Annotated in this window: 15 protein-coding genes; 5 read left to right on the top strand and 10 right to left on the bottom strand. The window is 59.8% G+C overall.

Annotation, left to right across the window (positions count from 1 at the left end; all coding sequences use genetic code 11):
* Positions 1-8: 8 nt before the first annotated feature.
* The 3 genes from PSH78_RS05205 to PSH78_RS05195 form a co-directional block, all read right to left on the bottom strand.
* Complete coding sequence (locus tag PSH78_RS05205) at positions 9-845, bottom strand: helix-turn-helix domain-containing protein (RefSeq protein WP_305498953.1); 837 nt, start codon at positions 843-845, stop codon at positions 9-11.
* A 1,124-nt stretch (positions 846-1,969) separates the two neighbouring features.
* On the bottom strand, positions 1,970-3,634 hold the full coding sequence (locus PSH78_RS05200) for a ShlB/FhaC/HecB family hemolysin secretion/activation protein (RefSeq protein ID WP_305498951.1): 1,665 nt from the start codon (positions 3,632-3,634) through the stop codon (positions 1,970-1,972).
* Between the two features lie 97 nt (positions 3,635-3,731).
* Complete coding sequence (locus PSH78_RS05195) at positions 3,732-9,836, bottom strand: filamentous hemagglutinin N-terminal domain-containing protein (protein WP_305498950.1); 6,105 nt, start codon at positions 9,834-9,836, stop codon at positions 3,732-3,734.
* A gap of 301 nt (positions 9,837-10,137) precedes the next feature.
* Between PSH78_RS05195 and PSH78_RS05190 the strand changes: the two genes are divergently transcribed.
* The 4 genes from PSH78_RS05190 (at position 10,138) to PSH78_RS05175 (ending at position 14,068) form a co-directional block, all read left to right on the top strand.
* Positions 10,138-10,542 carry a DUF488 domain-containing protein gene (locus PSH78_RS05190; RefSeq protein WP_305501180.1) on the top strand — a complete coding sequence of 135 codons (405 nt, stop codon included), beginning with the start codon at positions 10,138-10,140 and terminating at the stop codon, positions 10,540-10,542.
* Between the two features lie 206 nt (positions 10,543-10,748).
* On the top strand, positions 10,749-12,251 hold the full coding sequence (locus tag PSH78_RS05185; protein ID WP_305498948.1) for a hypothetical protein: 1,503 nt from the start codon (positions 10,749-10,751) through the stop codon (positions 12,249-12,251).
* Between the two features lie 291 nt (positions 12,252-12,542).
* Positions 12,543-13,820: a colicin E3/pyocin S6 family cytotoxin gene (locus PSH78_RS05180; protein WP_305498947.1), complete on the top strand. Its 1,278-nt coding sequence runs from the start codon at positions 12,543-12,545 to the stop codon at positions 13,818-13,820.
* A gap of 8 nt (positions 13,821-13,828) precedes the next feature.
* Complete coding sequence (locus PSH78_RS05175; protein WP_305498945.1) at positions 13,829-14,068, top strand: pyocin S6 family toxin immunity protein; 240 nt, start codon at positions 13,829-13,831, stop codon at positions 14,066-14,068.
* Positions 14,069-14,079: 11 nt separating this feature from the next.
* On the opposite strand, the gene PSH78_RS05170 is transcribed toward PSH78_RS05175, so the two are convergent.
* The 6 genes from PSH78_RS05170 to PSH78_RS05145 all read right to left on the bottom strand — a co-directional run bounded on the left by PSH78_RS05170 (position 14,080) and on the right by PSH78_RS05145 (position 18,458).
* Entirely contained in the window at positions 14,080-14,781 is a 702-nt protein-coding gene (locus PSH78_RS05170) for a hypothetical protein (protein ID WP_305498943.1), read from the bottom strand.
* Positions 14,782-14,904: 123 nt separating this feature from the next.
* The gene (locus PSH78_RS05165; protein ID WP_305498941.1) at positions 14,905-15,141 is read right to left on the bottom strand and encodes a Rieske 2Fe-2S domain-containing protein; all 237 of its coding nucleotides are present in this window, start codon (positions 15,139-15,141) and stop codon (positions 14,905-14,907) included.
* On the bottom strand, positions 15,125-15,982 hold the full coding sequence (locus PSH78_RS05160; protein ID WP_305498939.1) for an iron-containing redox enzyme family protein: 858 nt from the start codon (positions 15,980-15,982) through the stop codon (positions 15,125-15,127). The genes PSH78_RS05165 and PSH78_RS05160 overlap by 17 nt, the downstream gene beginning before the upstream one ends.
* Positions 15,979-16,782 (bottom strand): dihydrodipicolinate synthase family protein, encoded by an 804-nt coding sequence (locus PSH78_RS05155; protein ID WP_305498938.1) that lies wholly within the window; start codon positions 16,780-16,782, stop codon positions 15,979-15,981. The genes PSH78_RS05160 and PSH78_RS05155 overlap by 4 nt, the downstream gene beginning before the upstream one ends.
* Positions 16,772-17,290 carry a DUF6190 family protein gene (locus PSH78_RS05150; protein WP_305498937.1) on the bottom strand — a complete coding sequence of 173 codons (519 nt, stop codon included), beginning with the start codon at positions 17,288-17,290 and terminating at the stop codon, positions 16,772-16,774. Before PSH78_RS05150 ends, PSH78_RS05155 begins: the two co-directional genes overlap by 11 nt.
* Positions 17,283-18,458: a pyridoxal phosphate-dependent aminotransferase gene (locus tag PSH78_RS05145; protein WP_305498936.1), complete on the bottom strand. Its 1,176-nt coding sequence runs from the start codon at positions 18,456-18,458 to the stop codon at positions 17,283-17,285. Before PSH78_RS05145 ends, PSH78_RS05150 begins: the two co-directional genes overlap by 8 nt.
* A gap of 231 nt (positions 18,459-18,689) precedes the next feature.
* Here PSH78_RS05145 and PSH78_RS05140 point away from each other — a divergent pair, with 231 nt between their 5' ends.
* Positions 18,690-19,358, top strand: a complete 669-nt coding sequence (locus tag PSH78_RS05140; RefSeq protein WP_305498934.1) for an acyl-homoserine-lactone synthase — start codon at positions 18,690-18,692, stop codon at positions 19,356-19,358.
* On the opposite strand, the gene PSH78_RS05135 is transcribed toward PSH78_RS05140, so the two are convergent.
* Positions 19,328-20,056 carry a LuxR family transcriptional regulator gene (locus PSH78_RS05135; RefSeq protein ID WP_305498933.1) on the bottom strand — a complete coding sequence of 243 codons (729 nt, stop codon included), beginning with the start codon at positions 20,054-20,056 and terminating at the stop codon, positions 19,328-19,330. The genes PSH78_RS05140 and PSH78_RS05135 overlap by 31 nt on opposite strands.
* Positions 20,057-20,190 lie beyond the last annotated feature (134 nt).

The following is a 20,190-nucleotide window of genomic DNA, read 5'->3' as shown; positions in this document are numbered from 1 at the left end:
TAGCCGCATCAGGCGCGCCCGGCCGACTCGATTTCGCTAAGGCCCAGGGTTTGCTGGCGAAACTGACTGGGCGTCATGCCGATTCGCTGGCGGAACGCCGTGGTGAAATTGCAGGCGTTGCGAAAACCCACCAGTTCGGCGACGTCTTGCACGCTCATGGCGCTTTCGGCGAGCAGATCCTGGCCGCGCCGCAAGCGGGCGTCGCGGATGTAGGCAAACACGGTCATCCCCAGGTGTTCGCGAAAAATCGCCGAGAGGCGTTTTTCATGGGTGCCGACTTTTTGCGCGAGAATGCCGAGGGACGGCATGTCATCCAATTGGTTTTCGATCAGGCGCATCGCCGCGCGCAGCACGATTTCATCGCCTTGCGGTTCCGGATCGGCCGGGCTTTCGTGGAGGGCCGGTGGCGCTCGCCAGGTCAGTTGCAGGTGGATCTTGATCCGCGCCAGCACTTCTTCGGGGGCGCAGGATTTGGGAATGTAGTCCACCGCGCCGACCGTCAGCCCTTCGAGGCGCTCCAATGAAGTATTCGCCGACGACAGGAACAGGATCGGCGTATGCCGGGTGGCCGGTGCCTCGCGCAACAGCCGGCACAGGCTGAAGCCGTCCATTTGTGGCATGTGCACATCCAGCACGATCAGGTCCGGGCGCAGGGCAAGTGCCCGTTGATAGCCTTGATAGGCGTCGCTGGCGAGCGAGATGCGCCAGGGCTGGGTCTTCAACAGGATGAGCGTGGCGCGGATGTCTTCAGGGACATCGTCGATCAGCAGAATATGCGGCAACGCATCGGACGCCGCCGAGCCCCCCGCCGCCGCTGCCGGCCTTTCGTATCGTCCGTTGTCCATTCGCCAGGTCTCTTGTTGTGTTCAGCCAGGTCACTGTCGCGAATTGCCAAGCGAGGAATTATGTACCGGGCCGGCAACAAATCGATATAGCGGCAGGTAAAGCGAGAACTGAAGCTATCAAATTTTTGAGGGGCGATAAACGGTCGTCTCGTTTGCGGGCGACCAAGGATGCGGGGGCTGCCGTTCACTAACCCCGTGGCGAGGGAGCTTGCTCCCGCTGGGCTGCGCAGCAGCCCCAAAGCAGCAAACCCAATTTTCCTGAACACACCGAGGTGCCTGGTTCAGGGGCCGCTGCGCAGCCCAGCGGGGATAAATCCCCTCGCCACAGGGGTTGTGTGAATCTTGAATGAACGGTATTACCACCGCCGATTCGCGGGCAGGCCCGCTCCCACAGGGATTCGGTTTCTATTTTCAGATCCGGTGGAGGATGGCAAGCAAGATTGGCTGCGCCTGGACATCAGCCCAGGCGAGTTTTGACAGCGAACGACGCCCCCTTGTGGCGAGGGGATTTATCCCCGCTGGGCTGCGCAGCAGACCCAAAGCAGCAAACCCAATTTTCCTGACACACCGAGGTGCCTGGTTCAGGGGCCGCTGCGCAGCCCAGCGGGGATAAATCCCCTCGCCACAGAGGAAAGACGCTCAAATTGCCGAACTGTTTTTCATAGGGCCGCTGCGCAGCCCAGCGGGAGCAAGCTCCCTCGCCACGGGGTTAGTGTGAATCCTTGGATGAACAGTGTTACCACCGCCGATTCGCGGGCAGGCCCGCTCCCACAGGGATTCGGTTTCTATTTCAGATCCGGTGGAGGATGGCAGGCAAGATTGGCTGCGCCTTCAGTCCAGGCGAGTTTTGGTTGAAGCCAACAGGCGAGATGGCCGACGCAGTTGATGCCATTCACTCAACCCGTGGCGAGGGAGCTTGCTCCCGCTGGGCTGCGCAGCAGCCCCAAAGCAGCAAACCCAATTTTCCTGGCACACCGAGGTGCCTGGTTCAGGGGCCGCTGCGCAGCCCAACGGGGATAAATCCCCTCGCCACAGAGGTAAGGCGCTCAAATTGCCGAACTGTTTTTCATAGGGCCGCTACGCAGCCCAGCGGGAGCAAGCTCCCTCGCCACCGCTTTATGCAATCAGAACGAATAACCGATCTGAGCGAGCAGTTGCGGGTTTTCCTGGCGTGTATCACTTTGCGCTTCGCCGCCGGAGTGGCGCCATGCGACCGTTGCGTCGAACGACAGCTGGCCGTATTGAGCGCGCAAGCCGACACCGCCGCCGGAGATGCTGCGGGTGTTCTCCTCGTCGGCCCACTCGTTGTGGTTGATGCGCACCTTGCCGGCGTCCCAGAACAGGTACGGCGTGAGCTTGTCGATCGGGTAGCGAAGCTCAATCTGGGTCAGCATGCCTTCGTCGCCCGAGCCTTCGCTTTGTGGATAAGCGCGTACGCCATCGATACCGCCGAGACTGAAATCTTCGGAGGAGTCGAGGTTGTCCTTGCTCCACTGGCCAAGGAAACGGGCGAAGAGCGTGAAGTTGGCTGGCAGCGCTTGCAGGCGGGCGAGGTCGACATTCACTTTGCTGAAGTCGCCTTCAGTCTGGGCGGTCTGACGGTCGCCTTCGCGCAGGGCCGAATCCAGCTTCAGGTCACCGTAGGTCAGCGTTGCGCCGCCGTAGGTGATGCCGCCGCCGAACAACGTGTCCCTGACGTCAAACTGCAAGCTGATGGGCAGCGAGTTGCTGCTTTTCTCAAAGCTCAGGCCGAGCACTTCGTATTTGTCTTCAAGGTCCTTGTGCTGGTACTGCCCGGCCAGCATGAGGTTCGCCTGGTTGCTGCGCAGCAGTGGATAGCTCAGGCCGATGCTGCTGACTTCGGCGGTACCGGTCGCACCCAGGTCGGCGAATTCGGCGCCCAGGTCATAAGAGCTCTGGGCGTAACCGACGTTGCCACGCAGGCCAGAGGTGCCCAGTGGCATCGAGTAACCGAGGCTGCCGAAATACAAGTCTTCATCGGTGGCCATCACCGCGGCGCTGAGGCGATCGCCCAACATCAGCGGGCTGTTCCAGTCGCCTTGTACCGTTAGGCGATTGCGCCCCGAATAACGGTTGCCGTGGTTGTCCAGCGTGGCCTTGCCCTCGAAGGTCTCGGTTTTACTTACCTGGGCATTGAGGTCACCGGTGCCAAGCGCTTCACCCGGACGGATGACCGGACGCACCGCCACGCCCGGCAAGTCGGAAAGCACCAATATGCTGCGCTCCAGGCGCTCACGCTCGATCACGTCGCCCGGCTGCAAGTCATCCAGGAACGGCTGCGCCTGGGCGGCCAGTTTTGCATCGTTGTTGACGGCGGTGACTTTGCCATAGCGGCCTTCGATCACGGCGATGGTCAGCTCGCCTTTCTCCATCCGTTGTGCCGGCAGGTAGGCGCGGGCGAAGGGGTAGCCTTGCTCGCGGTAGTAAAGCGTGACCTGCCGGGCCACTTCCCGCAGCGCATCCAGGTCCAGGGCCTGACCGATGGCCGGGGCGACGACGCGTTGCAGTCTGGCCTCGTCGATGCGGGTGTTGTCGGTGAAGCGCACGGCGTTGAGCTGGACTTTGGCGCCGCCGACTTTTTCCTGTGTCGGCTGTGGTGCCTCGACATCCAGGCGAATGCTTTGCGGCAGCTCCTGCTGCGGAATCGGCAGTTCCTGCAGGATACGACCGGCGTCGGGGATCGGGCGTGCCGGCAGAGTCGCCGCCCAGGCCGGGGAGGTGGACAACAACGCCAGACCGGCGGCGCAGGACATCAGTTTGTTATGCATTGGATCAATCTCGAAAAATTCGGCTTGCCTGGGCCCATGACCACGTCCGCGGACGTGGCCAGGGGGCTCCTTCAAATGAAAAGGTGAATGTCAGGGTTCAGGGACGCATGGCCAGACTTGGCAAGCGCACACCGCCACGCACGACGAACACGGTCTGCGGCGGATAGGCCGCACACGCGCCGCCGGCGGATACCCCGCCGTCGGAGCAGACGTTCCCGGCCAGTTCCCGCTCGCTGTCGGCGTCCTCGGCCTGGGCGGCCGAAACGCTGTCGCCCGCATTGCCGTTCGCCCGAGTACCGCCCTGGTCCACCAGCAGGAGACCGCCGTCCTCGACGCCGTAGTCAGACCAGTCAGCCGGTTTCGGCTGGGCCGGATCGAGCTCCGGGGCATGCGGCGAGTTCTGCTGCGCGCCAACGCGAGTTGCATCGGCGACGCTCTGCCGGACGGCCTCATAGTCAATGGAGGAGGTCACGGTGAGGTTGGCGTTGGCCGGATTGCTGACGATCAGGTAACCCAGGTCAGCCAGCCCACCGATGTTGATCAGGTGCGAGCCCGGGCCGGAAGCCCCCACCGAGTACAACGGGTTGCCAAGCATCTGCTTGGTGTCGCCGTTCCACAGACCGTTGGCGTCATAACCGCCGATACCGCCGCCGTCGAAGGTGGTGCTGCCGTCGAACACCTTGGTCTGGGTGGTCGTACCGTTGGTGGAAACCACCAGGGTCGGTTGCTCGCGGTACACGGCATGCACGCCGCTGTTGCCCAGCGCCCTGCCGAAGTTGCTCTGCTGCTCGTCGCTGTTGTAGCGGAAATTGCCGCTGCCACTGCCGACCACATCGACCATGCGGGTGCTGCCGGCGAGGCTGCCGGTGTAGATCACTGCCCGACCACCAACGCCGGTAGACACCGTCACGCCGGCATCAGCCTTCACGTCACCGCCCGCGGCCACGCCCGCCGAAGCCGATTGACCGGCGTTAAGCACGATCGCATCGGAAGCGTTGCTGGTGGTGCTGACGCTCTCGGCCAGGGTGATATTGCCGGTCGTCGTAACGACCTGAACCTTGCCGGTGTTGCCGATGCCGACAATCTGGTCCAGCTGGGTGCCGTCCAGCGCCGTCTCGGTCAACCTGCCGACGGTGACGTCGCTGCGGTTGACGAAGTTGACGTCCTTCGCGCGGCTGGCGATATCGCCGACCCAGTTGCTGGCATTGCGCAGGTCGAAATCGCCGCCCTTGAGTGCCAGGCCATCGGCGGTGATGTTGCCGTTGGCGTCCTGGGTGGTCTTGCCACTGATGTTCAGGAACACGTTGCCGCTGGTGGCGAGCCCTTCGTTGATCGCCAGATCGCCTTGGGTGCCGATGCTCACGTCACCGCTGTTGTTGACGCCGGTGGTGGTCCTGACCACGGTGCCGTTGCCATCGGTTTCAGTCAGCTTGCCGACCTTGAGGTTACCGGTGTTGTTGAAGGCGACCTTGCCCACCTCGCTGGCGATATCACCGACCACGTTGCCGTTGTTGCGCAACTCGAAATCGCCGCCGTTGAGAGCCAAACCATCGGCAGTGATGTTGCCGTTGCCGTCCTGGGTGGTTTTGCCAGCGACGTTGAGGAACACGTTGCCACTGGTCGCGAGCCCTTCGTTGATCGCCAGATCGCCTTGGGTACCGATGCTCACGTCGCCAGTGTTGTTCACGCCGGTGGTGGTCTTGACCACGTTGCCGCTGCCGTCGGTTTCAGTCAGCGTGCCGACCTTCAGGTTGCCGGTGTTGTTGAACGCGACCTTGCCGGCCTCGCTCGCAATGTCACCCACCACGTTGCCGTTGTTGCGCAACTCGAAGTCGCCACCGTTGAGCGCGAGACCGTCTGCAGTGATGTTGCCGTTGCCATCCTGAGTGGTTTTGCCAGCGACGTTGAGGAACACGTTGCCGCTGGTGGCGAGCCCTTCGTTGATTGCCAGATTGCCTTGGGTGCCAATGCTCACGTCACCCGTGTTGTTCACGCCGGTGAGGCTGGTCTGCGTGCCGTCGGCATGGGTCGCGGTCAGCGTGCCCACCTTGAGGTCGCCGTTGTTGTCGAAGCGGACTTTGCCCGCCTCGCTGGCGATATCGCCGATCACGTTGCCCGAGTTGTTCAGCGCGTAGTTGCCGCCCAGCAGCACCAGGCCACTGGCATCCAGCTTGGCCCCGACGTCGCTGGATTGGGTGGTGTTGCCCCCTACTTCCAGGGTGATGATGTCGTCGGCACGGGTTTCGCCATTGTTGGCGTCATCGCGTGGGCCGTTTTCGATGGTGATGCCTTTGGCCAGCGTCAGGTCGTGATCGGTTTTCAGGGTGACCGCCTCATCGGAGGTGATCCCCACGGTACCGTCCACGACGCCCACGGTCAGGTCGCCGTTACCGGCGAATTTCAGGCTGCCGACATCGGCGGCGATAACACTCACGTCATGCCCGCCCTTGCCCAGGTTGAAATCACCTTCGCCGCGCAAGGCCAGTTCGTCCGCAGTGATGGTCGCGCCAGTTGCCTGGGTCGCGCCTTTGCCCGCGTCGACGCTAAGGGTCAGGCCCTTGCCGGTGGCGCCGTCCTCGTCCGTGCCTTCGGGATCCTTGAGCGCCAGATTGCCCAGCAGGTCCAGGACGCCGTTGGCGACCAGGGCCAGGTCGTCCTTGAAGGTCGCGCCCTCGTCGTCGACGGTGATATTGCGCGTCTTGTCGTTACCGATGACGACCTTGTCGAAGCCATCCTGGATATTGGCCAGGTCGGCGTCGGACAGCACCAGCGGATCGTTTGGCCCGGTCACTTCCGGATCGTCGCTGCCGCCCAGGTGGATATCCAGGCCATCGGTCTTCTGCTGCAGGGTGAGGCTTCCGCCACCGGCGACGCTCGCGGCGAGGTCGATTTCGTCGGCGCTCAGGCTGGTATCGCCCTGGGTGACCAAGGCCTGGCCGACTGTGAGGGTGTCGGAGACAAGGTTCAGGTCACCGGTCTGGGTCATGCCGGCAACCGGTACGCCTTGCGGGTTTGCCGGAGTCTGGCTGTCGGGAATGGTCACGACGCCGACGGTCAGGTCATCGACATCGGCAAAGCTGACCGTGCCGGTGTTGCTGGCGATGGTATTGACGTCGTTGCCGGCGTTGTCCAGGTCATGGACGGCACCGTTACCCAACAGCACCAGGCCATCGGCAGTAATGGCGCCGCCAGCGGTCTGGTCGATCTTGCCGCCATTGCTTTGCAACGCCAGCACCGGAGCCGGTTTGTTGTCGTCGTTACCAGTGCCCGGTGCATCCGCCACGGTCAGTTGGTCATTGATGTGGATATTGCCGGTACCGGCATCGAGGACCAGGCTGTCGTTGAAGCGCGTCTGCTCGATGACGTTGATGTCACCGGTCATGTCCGCGCCACCGATCTTGACGGAGGTGAACCCGTCGCTCAGTGCGCCGATGTCGGTGCCGGTCAGCTCCAACGCTCCGGGGGCATCGCCGGTGCTGCCACCCACGGCAATGTTCTTGCTCGGGGTGTTGGTTTCAAGGGCGATGCTGCCGTTGCCGGTGACGCTGCCAACGCCACCGTTGAAGTTGATATCGTCCGCCTTGATGGCCAGGTTGTTATCGGTGCTGTTGAGGCTGCCGTTGAACGTGATTGAACTGCCCTGCAGGCCTTTGCTGCCCGAAGTGTTGGTCTTGATGTTGTCGACGTACAGCGAGCCACCGACCTGCTTGCCGGCGGTCTGGTCGAAGCTGCCGGAAACGAAGACGAACTTGTACGTGCCGGCCCTATCAGCCGTTGCCGTGCGGGTTTGCCAATTCACCGCGCCGGTACCGTTCCCCGTTTCGTTCAGGATGATCTGGTATTCGCCGGTGTTGACGTTCAACAGATAGCCGAAGACATCGTAGGTGTCGCCGCCCGCGACCGGTTTGTAATCAAAACTGACCGCCTCCCCTGCCGCCAGCGAAACCGTGCCCTCGCTCACGACCGACGGGCCGCGCATGATGCAGCCGGCGGGTGCGTTGAGGCAGTTGGAATTGTTCTCGGTACCCAGCAGCAGCGCAGCGCCGCCGTCCTTGCCCTGGCCAGCGGCGGCAACCGGGGTGAGCGGTTTGTAGTTCATGTCGCCCTGGTCGCCAGGCGAAACACTCGGCGCATTGCCGTTGGTGGGCGAGGTGGTCGGGAGCGTCGGGTCATCCGGCGATACTACGCCGTCGACCACGGTGACGCCGGTGAAGAACTGGGCGATGGACGTCTGCCAACCGACCAGGCCGTTCTCGAAGTCGGCGTTCAGGAACTGCGAAGTGCCCAGCTCGACGGCACCGGTGTAGACCTGTTCGCCAATGGTGAAGGCTTTCGCGCCGTTGATGTAGGTTTTGCCGGCGCCACTGGTGGTCGCGTACAGCGCGCCCAACGCGCTGTTACCGCCAACCATGTCGCTGAAGATGATCGAACCTGAACCTGCATCGACGCGCAGTTGGCGGTTGTTGGCTACCGCGTCGGAGTCCACCACGCCGGCAAACACGACGTTGCCGCCGTTGCTTTTCAGGCTCACATCGGTGTTGAGCGCGACTTTGCCGTTGAGAATCAATGCCAGGCTGTTGCCATTGCCGGCGCCACTGGCGTCGATATCACCGTTGAGGAAAATATTGCCGAAGACGTAGCGGCCGGTTCCGCCGTCGTTGTGTCCGGACTGCAAGGTCAGCGTCCGCTCGCCGCTGATGCTCGACGGGGTGTAGTCGCCATTCCAGTGGATGCTGTTGTCAGCCTTGATCGCCACATCGGTGCCGCCGGCCAGGGCCGTATCGATCGCGTTGAAGCCAACCGTGGCTTCTGTCCCGTTGGCGCCGCCGGTCAACCCTCCGTCACCCGGCCCCACCGTGACGCTGTCCGGGTCGAGCAACCACAAGCCGCCCTTGCCGTTTTTAGCCGAAGCATCGGCCGCCTTGCTCACCGCCAGCTTCGCACCGCTGGTCTCGATCTTGCCGCCGTCGCCGCCCTTGGCGCCGCCGGTGGCTTTCAGGGTGCCGTCCACGCGGGTCACGCTGCCCGGCTTCTTGACATCCGACCAGGCCACCACGGTACCGCCCTTGCCGTTGTCGGTGGCCGATGCGTCGAGCACGGCACCTGCGGCGATGGTGGTCTGGCTGGCCTGTTTGATCGACGGGTCCTTGCCTTGCCAGCTGCCGCCCACATTGATTTCGCCGCCACCCTTGGCGCCGGTGGCGTCGAGCTCGGCACCCGCCTTGATCGCCACGCGCTCGCCGGTCACGACGATCTTGCCGCCCTTGGCGGTGTCGGAGGACACATCGATACGCCCAGCGACTTGCACATCGCCATGGTCCCCCATCAGCGTGACCAGGCCATTTTCACCGATGTCCAGGGAACGCGCTTCGATCAACCCGGTGTTGTTGATGACGGTGCTTGCGAGGGTTTCCGCCGCACGGGCGGTCAGCAGGATGCGCCCGGCATCGGCACGAATGGCGCCGCCGTTTTCGATCAACGCTTGAAGCGCGCCTTCTTTCACTTCCAGTTGCACCGGCCCGCCCAGGTCGAGCGTCACGACACTGCCGGCGCCGAGCAGTACATTGCCCTTGTGCGCGGTGATGTTGCCTTCGTTGACGATTTTTGCGGCGATCAAGGCAATGGTGCCGCCCTGCGCTGTATTGATGTTGCCCTGGTTGACCACCGAGGCGGCACTGTTGCCACTGAAACGGTAGTTGCCAGCGAGGAAATCTTCGGTGCTCAAGTTGAGCGTGGAGGCCACCAGGCCGCCCACATCAACCTGTGCGCCGGGGGTAAACAGTACGCCGTTGGGGTTGACCAGGAACACCTGGCCGTTGGCTTTCAGCGCGCCCTGGATTACCGATACATCCGAGCCCAGCACACGGTTCAAGGCGACCGACGCCTTGCCAGGCTGGACGAATTCGACGGTGTTGCCTTTGCCGATGGAAAAGCCCTGCCAGTCGATCGCGAGCTTGTCGCTGCCCTGATGAATGGACATGTTGTTGCCATTCTGCTGAATGCTGCCGTTACCCGCGACAATGTTCCCTCCGGTGGGCAACGCTCCCGCCGCCGCTACCGAGGCGAAAAGTCCGCCGCCCACGCCGATGACGAGGCTGAGCGAGGTACGGCTTTTGTCCTTGCCGTGGCTCTTGACCAACTCGGATGCCACCTGCCATGCGCCCATCACGGCATTCCAGACGACTCGGTAAACTCTGTTCATTTTTGTTCACTCATCCTTAATACGGCGGGCCGTGCCATGACGACCAGGCGGTTCGCTGTCGACAAATCAAATGGAAAACCGCCTCCGGACGGATGACGGCTCGAAAATCCCCACAGTGCTCCGCGTCATCATCTCTGCCGCCTGCGGAGCGCACCTTTGCTTGAGCGCCCACGGCTTTTGATTGAAGGGATCGAGTGAACTTTTTTTCACAAAGGCTGGGTAAAGTGCAGTGGATGGAGGCTGGTCGCCTCGTCGCGGGCGACCTATGCTGACGCGGTCCCACTTCGACAGGCAGATGTTGATGATCCGATGCAAGCGCGCCTACGAAACCGCCAGCGCCGAGGACGGCGTGCGGGTTTTGGTGGACCGCTTGTGGCCACGTAATTGTCGCAAGGACGCATTGGCAATTGCTGACTGGCTGCCGGAGGTGGGGCCTTCGCATGAGTTACGCAAGGCGTTCAAAGCGGGGACGCTTTCATTTGCCGAGTTCAGCGCGGCCTATCGGGGTCAGCTGGCGGCGCGGCCAGAACACTGGTGGAAACTGGTAGATGTTGCGCGGTGTGGGACGTTGACGTTGGTGTATGCGGCCAAGTCGACGGTTGAGAACAATGCGGTGGTGTTGGCGCAGTGGCTGGAGGATGAGGTGGAGAAGCAGGCGGATTCGAGTTCGCCGGTTTGTTATCTGGGGGAGTTTCCGGAGTTTTGAGTCACTGAACTACCTGTGGGAGCGAGCCTGCTCGCGAAGGCGGCGGTACATCCAACACCTTTGCAAGCTGACCCACCGCTTTCGCGAGCAGGCTCGCTCCCACAGTAGTCTGTGCCCGACCAATCAATCAAATCGGCTTATTGGTTTGCTTGAGGTGGGTGGTGTGCAGCTAGGATACGCAGAGAAACCACAAGGAAACAGCGGTGATGGCAGCTCGTTTTGACCCATTGGTTCATATCGATTGGAAAACACCGGGCAGCGACTTGCTCGGGCTGTTGCAGCATTACTATCCCGACGTCGGTGTGTTTGCCGGCCCGGGGTTCGAGGTTTTGTTGGATGAGCTGTCCAACGAGATGCCCGAGGTCTGCTTCGAGGCGTTGGCACCGGTGTTGGCGGGTCAGGGTTATGACTTGTGGAACCTGGATGCCGGTGGCGACGATTATCGGCCGGTGATTTTTCCTTCCGATCAGCGTGAGGCGTTTGCCCAGCATTGGCAAAGCCCCCACGGGGAGCCGAGGATCACGGCGACGTTGATCGAGCCACCTGCGGTGAAAGCGCGCAAACCGGCCAAACCCAAGCGCGGCAAAGTCAAATGGTTGCAGGAAGTCCATGACTATCCCGGCCCCACCTATGTTCATGCATACAACTACCGCAACGGTTGGGCCGCGATAACCGAGCAGGACGAAGACCGTTGGCTGTGCTTTCTGATCGACTACAACCAATGGCCGCCCGCCGAACAGGACATGCTCGAACAGCGCACCGATGGCGTGGACGGCGCCGATCTGCGGCTGATCGACGCCAACGCCCAGCGCAGCCTGTGGAGGCGCCAGGTCAAACACGGCGATTACAGTGCGGATGATCGGTTCAAATACGAGGTCCTCCGGGGCGATATCATCGAAGAGTTCGGCCCTGCCGGAATGCACTGGCAGGCATTCGAAGAGCCTTGTGTCGTGGTCGACGAGGAGATTTTCGAGCGCCAGCGCATTTACCAGCCCGAGCATCTGACGCGAATCTGGCGGATCACGGGGGACAGCAGCGAGGTGATCTTCGAGGATTCGGAGGAGCTGACAATCCTGCCCATCGGCCCCCGCCGCTTGTTGTTCATGCAGCACAACGGCAAGCGCTGCTGGGTCTGGAACCTGGACCCGCCGCACCGGGCCGTCCCCGCCAAACCGATGCCAGCCGAAGCCTACAAGCTGCGGCCAGCCACGGCGTATCTGGGCGGTGACGAGATTCTGCTGTTCAGCGAAGGCGCGCGGCAGAACCTCGAGCACGCGGGGTATCAGGAGACAGTGTTGCTGGCGTGGCGCTTCAACTTCATCACCGGCGCCAAGACCCAGGCGACGCTGGACGGCTTCGGCAGTGAGCTGCGCCAGGACACCCGCCTGCTGGTCACCCAGCCCAAACAGGTGATCACTTTGCGCACGTTTCATGGCCAACTTCACGTCGCGCGTGGGCATGGCGACTGGTGGGTGTGGAGCTACCGCGCCAACACTTTCGGCACACACACGCTGGCGTGGTTCTGGAACCAACGGAGCAACGAGGTACTGAAGCTGACGTCCAAGGACCTGCCGCGAATCAAACCGGAGATTCGTTATGTGCCGGCGCAGGATCGGTATCTGGCGTTCGAGACGGAGTTTGTGGCGCGCTTGCCGGTCTTCAGCGACATGGTCGAGGCCAAGGGCTGTGAAGTGTTGAGCTTCGAGTGAACCACCGCTGCCGCACCGCGATCCGTTGAACCACATCAATCCCCTGGCGAGGGAGCTTGCTCCCGCTCGGCTGCGCAGCAGTCGCATAACCTGCCAACCATTTTCGTCTTGCGTACCGCCGGGGGCTGCTGCGCACCCCAGCGGGAGCAAGCTCCCTCGCCACGGGGATGATGTACTGCTCAGATCTGTAGCGTTTTTCCAAGCCAGACATATGCCGCAAAGGTCCTTGCATTGCTGGTCAGGGAACGCCTCACCAGAATGGCCCGCCTACTTGAAACGCAAAGGAACGCAATGCGCTTGATAAGGTGGGGGGAAAAAAGCTTTGAGTCGACCGTGGCTGCCGATGTTGCCGCGCTTACGGTCGAGAGCGCGCTGATGAACGGCCTCACCGTCTATGGGCCGGATCAGTATCGAATACACTCGAGAGTCCACGGAGGCATCGATATCGTCAAGGCCGTCAGGAACGGCGACTTGTTATTGGTGAGCATGGCGTTCGTCGGCTCGGGCGCTGGTTCGATGCCGCGCCACAAACCGGAGCCTGAACCGGTTCGCAGGCCCCCGGAACGATGGCCGCAGCCCAAGCCACGCGAAGACCTGGTGTTTGCCAAATCCTGCAGCGCGGAAAACTGGTGCAACACAGGCGCCGGCACCACCCGCGAACCGGCCTCGAATTTCGGCCGGATCATGGTGGCGGGCGCCATGCTCATGCCCTCGGCGAGTACCGCCATTGCCTCGGCCCTCGGCGCTGACCTGGCGCTGGGCCGCATCGCTGGCGGCGGGATCATGCAACAGCGCCTGACCTGGGCGCTACGCGGTGCCGGCGGCCCAGCCAGCGTCTTCGTCCTGGGCATGCTCCCGGCGAAGATGAACGACGGCACGCTGTACACCGATGACCAGCTACGCCGCCTGAGCCACGCCACCACCCGCGTGCGCTTCCAATTACGCCGCGATGCCGAAGGCGTGCTCCAGGTATATGGCATCCACAGCGGCCCGTCCGGCGACGACTCGGTGCGCACCGTACAGGTGACCTGGAACGCCGGCCAGACCGCCATGGAAGCCAAGCTCAACGACGTCACCCTTATCTGGACACCCCAGGAGACCCCGCATGGCTCGCTTCCGCCGCTGACCTATCCGGAGGATATTGGCAAACAGCTGGACACGATCTTCGTCCATCCGATAGCGGAGGATGTCGACAGCCAGATTGGTGGGTTGCCCGGTGAAGACATCACGGCCGAAGACTGGATTCTGGTATTTCCGGCGGATACGGGGCTGAAGTCGCTTTATGTAGTGTTTACCCGGCCCTTTGGTGGGGATCATAGTTATCATCCTGCTCCAAAATTGCTGGCTGCGTTTCCTGATGCACGTCATGTCCGGTTCAAATCACGGGTGCAAGGTGGCGGCAGCTCTCGCAGGCGTTGGAAAGATAAGAAGGGGCGTATCTACGAATGGGATTCTGAAAACGGTAGAGTGGAACTGTACAACAAGCAGGGCGAGCATTTGGGGGAGTACAACGCCGATACCGGCGCGCAAACCAAACCGGCCAAACCCGGCCGCAAAGTAGAGAAATAGGAGTTCTTATGTACCTATCTATCAGTGGATTCTTACCGGACGGGGAAGAAGATGATTCGCTTCAATTCGATCTCGATTTGGATGAATCCTTCAATGGTCAAATCGTGCAGCTTTTAGGCCATGGAAGTCTTAACGCAATGGCTGAAGGGGAATGGCTGCTGACGAATGAACAGGTCACAGAAATTTCTAAAATTATCGGCGTACCTCTCCCAACAAATCTGGATTTGTTTATTGGTGTCCTAGCCTAGCTGGCGTCCATCTACCGCACCGCCTCCCCCTGTGGATAAACATCACTGACATTCAGCGATAACTGCGCAGCTACTTCGTAGCCATCGGCCTTGGTGAAGTTCAACTGGAATTCCTGGTACGCGGGGCCCTTGGTCCAGCGGTTGACTTGCAGGTCCTGATACCGGGAGCTTTCTCCCGGCGCAAGCTGGCCGAACTGTGGATAACCCGCGTCGGCAAAAATCCTGTCTGCGTCGAACCAGTCCAGTTCTCTTCCAAGGTTCACCGCGGGTCCCACCGCCGCCCACGCCTCTGGCGTGACTTTCTGGCCAACGTCGACGAAGAGCACTTTGCTTTCTTTCGCAGCGATCAGGAATGGCAAGGTCATCGGCATTCCCGTGGAGTCGAGCAGCTTGGATTTCATGCCGATGTACTGCCCGCCGCCCTCCTCCCGGCGCTCCCATATTCGCCAGTCAATGACGCTTTCCGGATTGAAGCTGTTGTTGGTCAGGATGATCTTGTAACGCTGTTTGAAGAGTACCGGGAAGTCGGCGTGGGGCTTGAAGAACGAAATTTTGTCGTGTTCAGCACCGACACGGACAATGATCGGCGTCTTGCGACTGGCGATGCCGTCCTGGTATTGCTGGTAGCTGAAGTAGGCGGACGCAATGGAGACGACCAAGGCGAGTGTTGCAATGACATCCGTTCGGGTGAGGGTCTTGAACCATTTGATCATGGGTGGGCTATCCGGGCATGGGCAATCGGTGGGCTGGCGCGCAACTGCCAACCTTGACGGAAACCGCCGCATCCCCAAGAGGACGCGGCGAACGACAGTAATACCGCACCGTCAACTTGGGTGCTAACTCAAGCGCTTCACCTCAAGGCGCCCACAAGGCGGTCCACTGAGTTGCTCGCCCGTTTCCAGGCTGAACACCGAAAAGTGCAAGGGGCAGGTGATGCTTTTACGCTGCTGATTGATCACCCCGTGCTCCAGCCATCCGGCGCGGTGTGGGCAAGTATGCGGCACTTCAAAGTGCTGATCGTCGATTACGACGGCGAACGTGCCCGGACGATAGAATTCAGATGGCTCGCTCAATCATGCGCTCCTTGTCGAAGTGTTTTTGGCGCCTGGCCTTATCGACGGCCGCATCAAACGCGGCGTTAGTGATGTCACGTCCCATGCAGATGCCCTCCCACGCCTTGACAGGATCGAGGTCGCCCGCCACGTCCATCGCTTTGAGCAACCGCTGGCCTTCAATGGCGTGGAAAACATCAATATGGACATGCTCGGAATAGTAGGTGTGGGCTTTGATCTGCAACCGCGAGCAGATCGACGTGTAGCATTCAAAAAAGAATGGCACGACGGTTTCGAAGTAGGTGATGACGCCGGCGAAGTACGACGGATCATCCGCCCTCATCGTCAACCAGCAGAACATGTTGGGAAACGAGAAACCGGCCGGCGCGTTGACGTCGATATAGAAGGCCAGGTCAGTGGGCATCTGCAACTCATTGAGCAGATCGATATACAACGTGGTGTGGGACCGCTTGAGGTTACCGGACCCGAACTCGTCGATCATCATGCGTAACATCGGCATTTGCGCGGCCAGGCTGAGACGGGGCATGAGGTGGTAAAAGACCTGCGCCTCGGTCAAGCCATCCAGGGCGAATTCCTGCACCAGGATCTTGAATTCCTCAAGGTTCATATGCTCGCTGACATACACCGCGCTGGGCGGCACCTCGCTGCGGTCGATCTCCACCAGTTCAGCCAGTTGCTTGCGTAACGTGGCGAGATCAGTCGGCGGATTGGCGGTCCGCGTCTTGTCGATGGTCGACTCGATCCAGTCACGCTCGAAGGCCAGGATATGGCTTTCCAATGGCTTGAGCTGCTTGATGCAGGCGCGATTTGCCAGGAACAGTTGTTTCTGCAGGTCGCTCATGCCATGACCTCCTGCTCTGCGAAGACTCGGTCGGTGCTGATGACGCCGCGTGCCTTGAGTTCCTTTTTGACATGAGCGTACCAATCGTCCGCGGCCAGTTCGAATTGCTCATTGAGCGTCGCCACCAGGCCACCGACCATGGTTTGTCGGGCACTGATCGCCAGCCGGCAAAGCGCTGGCTCAAGATTGGCCAACGACACGACATTGCCGTCGGACTCCAGCTCTCTCGCCAACAGCATTTCCCAACCGATGAAGTAATCCAGCCCCTCGTTGCGCAGGCGCTCGATTTCACTCTGGACGCGCGGCTGGGAAGGTGAATCCTTGATGCCGATGACTCTCGGTAACTGGGCGATGGCAAGCAAGGTGTCGAAGCTTTTTTCATTACCTGAGAGGGCCGACTCGTTGTAGATGAAGATATCCAGCGACGTGGCGTCATGGACCGCCCGGTAGTGATCGATCATGTCTTGCTGGCTGGTGCCTGAAGCGAAAGGCGAAGTAAACATGACCGCCTGGGCCCCATGGGTTTGCGCCAACCGCGCATATTCGATGACTTCGGCGGTGGTCGCCCGTTCAATGCCGGCGATGACGGTTTTATCTTGCGCGTGCGCCAGCGTCAGCTCCAGCATGCGCTGCCAGTCGCGCTTCCCAAGCCGCCAACCTTCACCGGATGTCAGGCACGGGATGTAGCCATCGACAAACGGCCGCGAACTATGCAGCAACTTGCGCACGCTGGCTTCGCAGACATGCGAATGCTCATCAAGGGGCGTAATCAACGGTACATAGATGTGCTTAGCCGACATGCTGGAAGTCCTCCTGGCCGATGGTCATTTCCATGGACTGCTCGTACAAGCGCTGAAGTTTTTCAGGAAATGCGGATTGCGAAACCGAGGGCGGAAACGTCTTCAGGAATGGCTTGAGTAAACCCACCTCGCGCAGCGACTCGTCATGGGTGAAAAAAGGTTGTTGGTGCTCAACGACATGAGCCACCAATAACTTTTTTTCCACGCTCAGGTGCGCCCAGTCAGGCTCCAGGCAGGCGCGTTTCAGAACCTTGTTGCAATAGCCCTGACGCTGGATATCCATGTCTGTATGGAGGACATCCATGAAGGGGTAATAGACGTCCTGCAAGTGCCGGCTTTTTTTCCAGATAATGGCATCACAGATACCAATCTGACCGAAACTCATCTGCACCTGACGCGAATAAAACGCGCCGAAAAAACCCAGCGACCTGGCCCGAATCTCAGGGTCGCTATGGTGCATGCCCATGAAAACAGTAGCGTCGATAACCGCCATGGAAGCTTCAGCCATGATAGTTCTCCAAAGCGCGTGCGATGGTTTCGACCGCCTGTTCGAACTCCTCGGGTTTGCGTGCCAGTGCCAGGCGGATATATTTCTGCCCCGCCTGCGGCTGGCTCCAATAAAAGTACTTGCCCGGCAGGACGTAGACTTCGTACGCCATCAGGTAGGCCTGCAGATCATCGGCAGTAACACCGTCACGCAGGATCTCGAACCAGGCGACACTGGTTTCGATCTTGGGCGTCAGGTAATTCAGGAAGCTGCCCTGCAGATGGCGTCGGGCGGCAGCGCGGTTAACGTCAAGTACCGAGCGCACCGATTCGAAATCATCATCACTGCTATCGCGAATGTATTGAGTCACGACATTCAGGATGAAGGGCGACACGTTCAACAATACGCTGGTCACGATGCTGTAGATGTCAGCGTTGATGGCCTGGCTGGACATGATCGTGGCGCATTTGGTGTCCTGTAGCGGCCAGGTTTTCCCGGTGTCTTCCATGATGATGTACTGGGTACCGATGTCATCGAGGATGGCATAGGCATCAACGCGACTGCCCCCGGCCGCCTTGATAAACGCCGCGAAGCAGAAGTCCAGGATGAGCAGCTTGCCGTGGTCCTTGCAATAGCGCGCCACTTCGACAAAGGTGTCGGCGCCCTCGGCGAACATGCTGGTACCGGTCGGGTTGTTGGGGTCGACCAGGAAAATCGCATCGACATTTGCGGCCGCCGATTGAAGCTTCGCATAGACATCGGTTGACGATTGCAAAAGGGCTTCGTCCAGCGGCGTCAACGGCACTTCCATGTGTTTGAGCAGGTCATGCAGGTTGTCGAAGCATGGTTCGATCAAGCCGACACTCATGTTGCGTTTGCGCAGGTAGGTCGCGGTGATGTGCATCGCGATCGAGGCTGCGTAAACCAGATAGATTTCATCATGGCGCTTGAGCGCGTGCTCCTGGCCATGAAAGGTAAAGAACGCCTGGATGAATTCCTGCTCGCTCTGGTACTGGCTTTGGCCTTGAGCGCGATACCAGAGTTCGGGAAGCCGATTGACGATCTCTTGTTGGGTGACACTTTGGTCCTGATGGGTGTGGGCGTCAGCCAGATTGAAGCGGGTCTTCAAGGCAGAAATTTCATGTTGGGTGATATCTTCTTTATCATCCAGACGGGTCATGACACTCATGTTGTTATTCCTATAGGTGCTAAAGATGCTTATCCCATTTGGCTGGCTCACGGCGCCGTGGATAAACCCTGTTCTATAGTTATCATTGTTTTATTGTCCGACAACTGTACTTGGGTGCAGCTTTAATTTTTGCGCCTGTATCTAGGTACAGCTGCTTTTTTTGAATGGTGTGCCATGCTCTGCGCGCGCTAACAGTTCAAATATCAAATACGCAAGGACATTGCAGGGCATATGGACAAGGTCAGCTTTCACGCCATCAACTACTCAGACGCCTCGGAAGACTTACTGGCTGACCTGTATGGCTTGAGGAAGGAAGTTTTTTCCGATCGACTTGACTGGCGCGTCACCACTCACCTGGGCAGGGAGATTGATGAGTATGACACTGTCTGCGCAACTTACCTGGTAGGTTTTTATGCGGGCCGCCCCCTGAGTAGTTTGCGCCTGATCAATACGTTGAATCCTTATATGGTCGAAGGTCCATTCCGAAACTTCTTCAACTGCGAACTTCCTAAAGACCAGGCGATCGCCGAGTCCAGTCGTTTTTTTGTTGATAAGACCCGCTCCCGAGCCATGGGACTGAGTCAGGTGCCGCTGACCGAGATGCTGCTTCTGGCCATGCACGACCATGCTGCTCGGCAGAACCTGGATTCGATCATAACGGTGGTCAGCCACGCCATGTCGCGCATCGTCCAAAGAGCGGGTTGGCACTACGAGGTGTTGGATACCGGCGAAGCTTCCCCCGGCGAAAAGGTTCTGCTGCTCAGAATGCCGGTGCGCCCCGAGAACGACTGGAGCCTCAGGCAAACGATAGAGGCAAGGCAGCGTCGTGGCGTATCCGCTGCCGAAAAACCGCCGTTGACCTGCCAGATTCAGACCAACCCCAGGCTGACCGCTTTGTAGACGGCTTGCTTGGCGTTGCAAACGCTAAGCTTGTCGACAATGTTGGCCATATGGAATTTCACGGTGCGCACGGAAATGGCATGAATGGCGGCGATTTCGCTGTAGGCCTTGCCCATGACCACCCATTTCAATACGCCAAGTTCCCTGTCCGACAGACCGGCCTCAGTCAACTCGGGAAACAGCTCGCTCAAGGAAAAACAATCAGTCAACCTGTGTTGAAACTGAATGAGCGTCATCTGGATCTCGGCCGCCCTGCGCATCATGGTTTGCTCAAAATCCTTACGCCGCTCGGTGTTGCTGATGCTCAGTGCAGCGAACAGGCCATTGGCATCATGCAAGTTGAACGTGAAGCCGTCGGATATCTGATATTTTTCCGAGGATGCAAATACCGCCTGGCCTTGATCAGTCGCCTTGGACTCAAGCGCTTCATGCCAGAAGAAAGGTGCTATGCACTTCAAACCGTGCTTGATGACCGGGTCGACAAGATGATAATTCTCGGCCTTGTACACATCGAGCCAGCGTTTGGGGTAGTTGGAGAAAATCCTCGGTTTTACCTCTCGCCCCTTGTACATGACAAAGTAAGCATAATGGCAGCCGTCCAACGGACGCAGGCATTTCTCAAATGTACTCTTGAGTCTTTCATCCAATTCAGACCCGGTATTTATGACTCGCCGGCCTTTTACAGCTTGACTGCTCATAAAAATTCCCTTTTTTATGGATTACTTATTGTCTTGTTTTTCCTGTTGTCGCGTGATGAAGAGCATTCAATCCAAGTATCAATTCGTAGTAAAGCCAAAATCACTACTACATACTCGGTGATCCGAACGAAGCA

This window comes from Pseudomonas sp. FP198, from assembly GCF_030687895.1.
Lineage (GTDB): Bacteria > Pseudomonadota > Gammaproteobacteria > Pseudomonadales > Pseudomonadaceae > Aquipseudomonas.
This window is presented reverse-complemented; position numbering and strand designations above follow the sequence as displayed.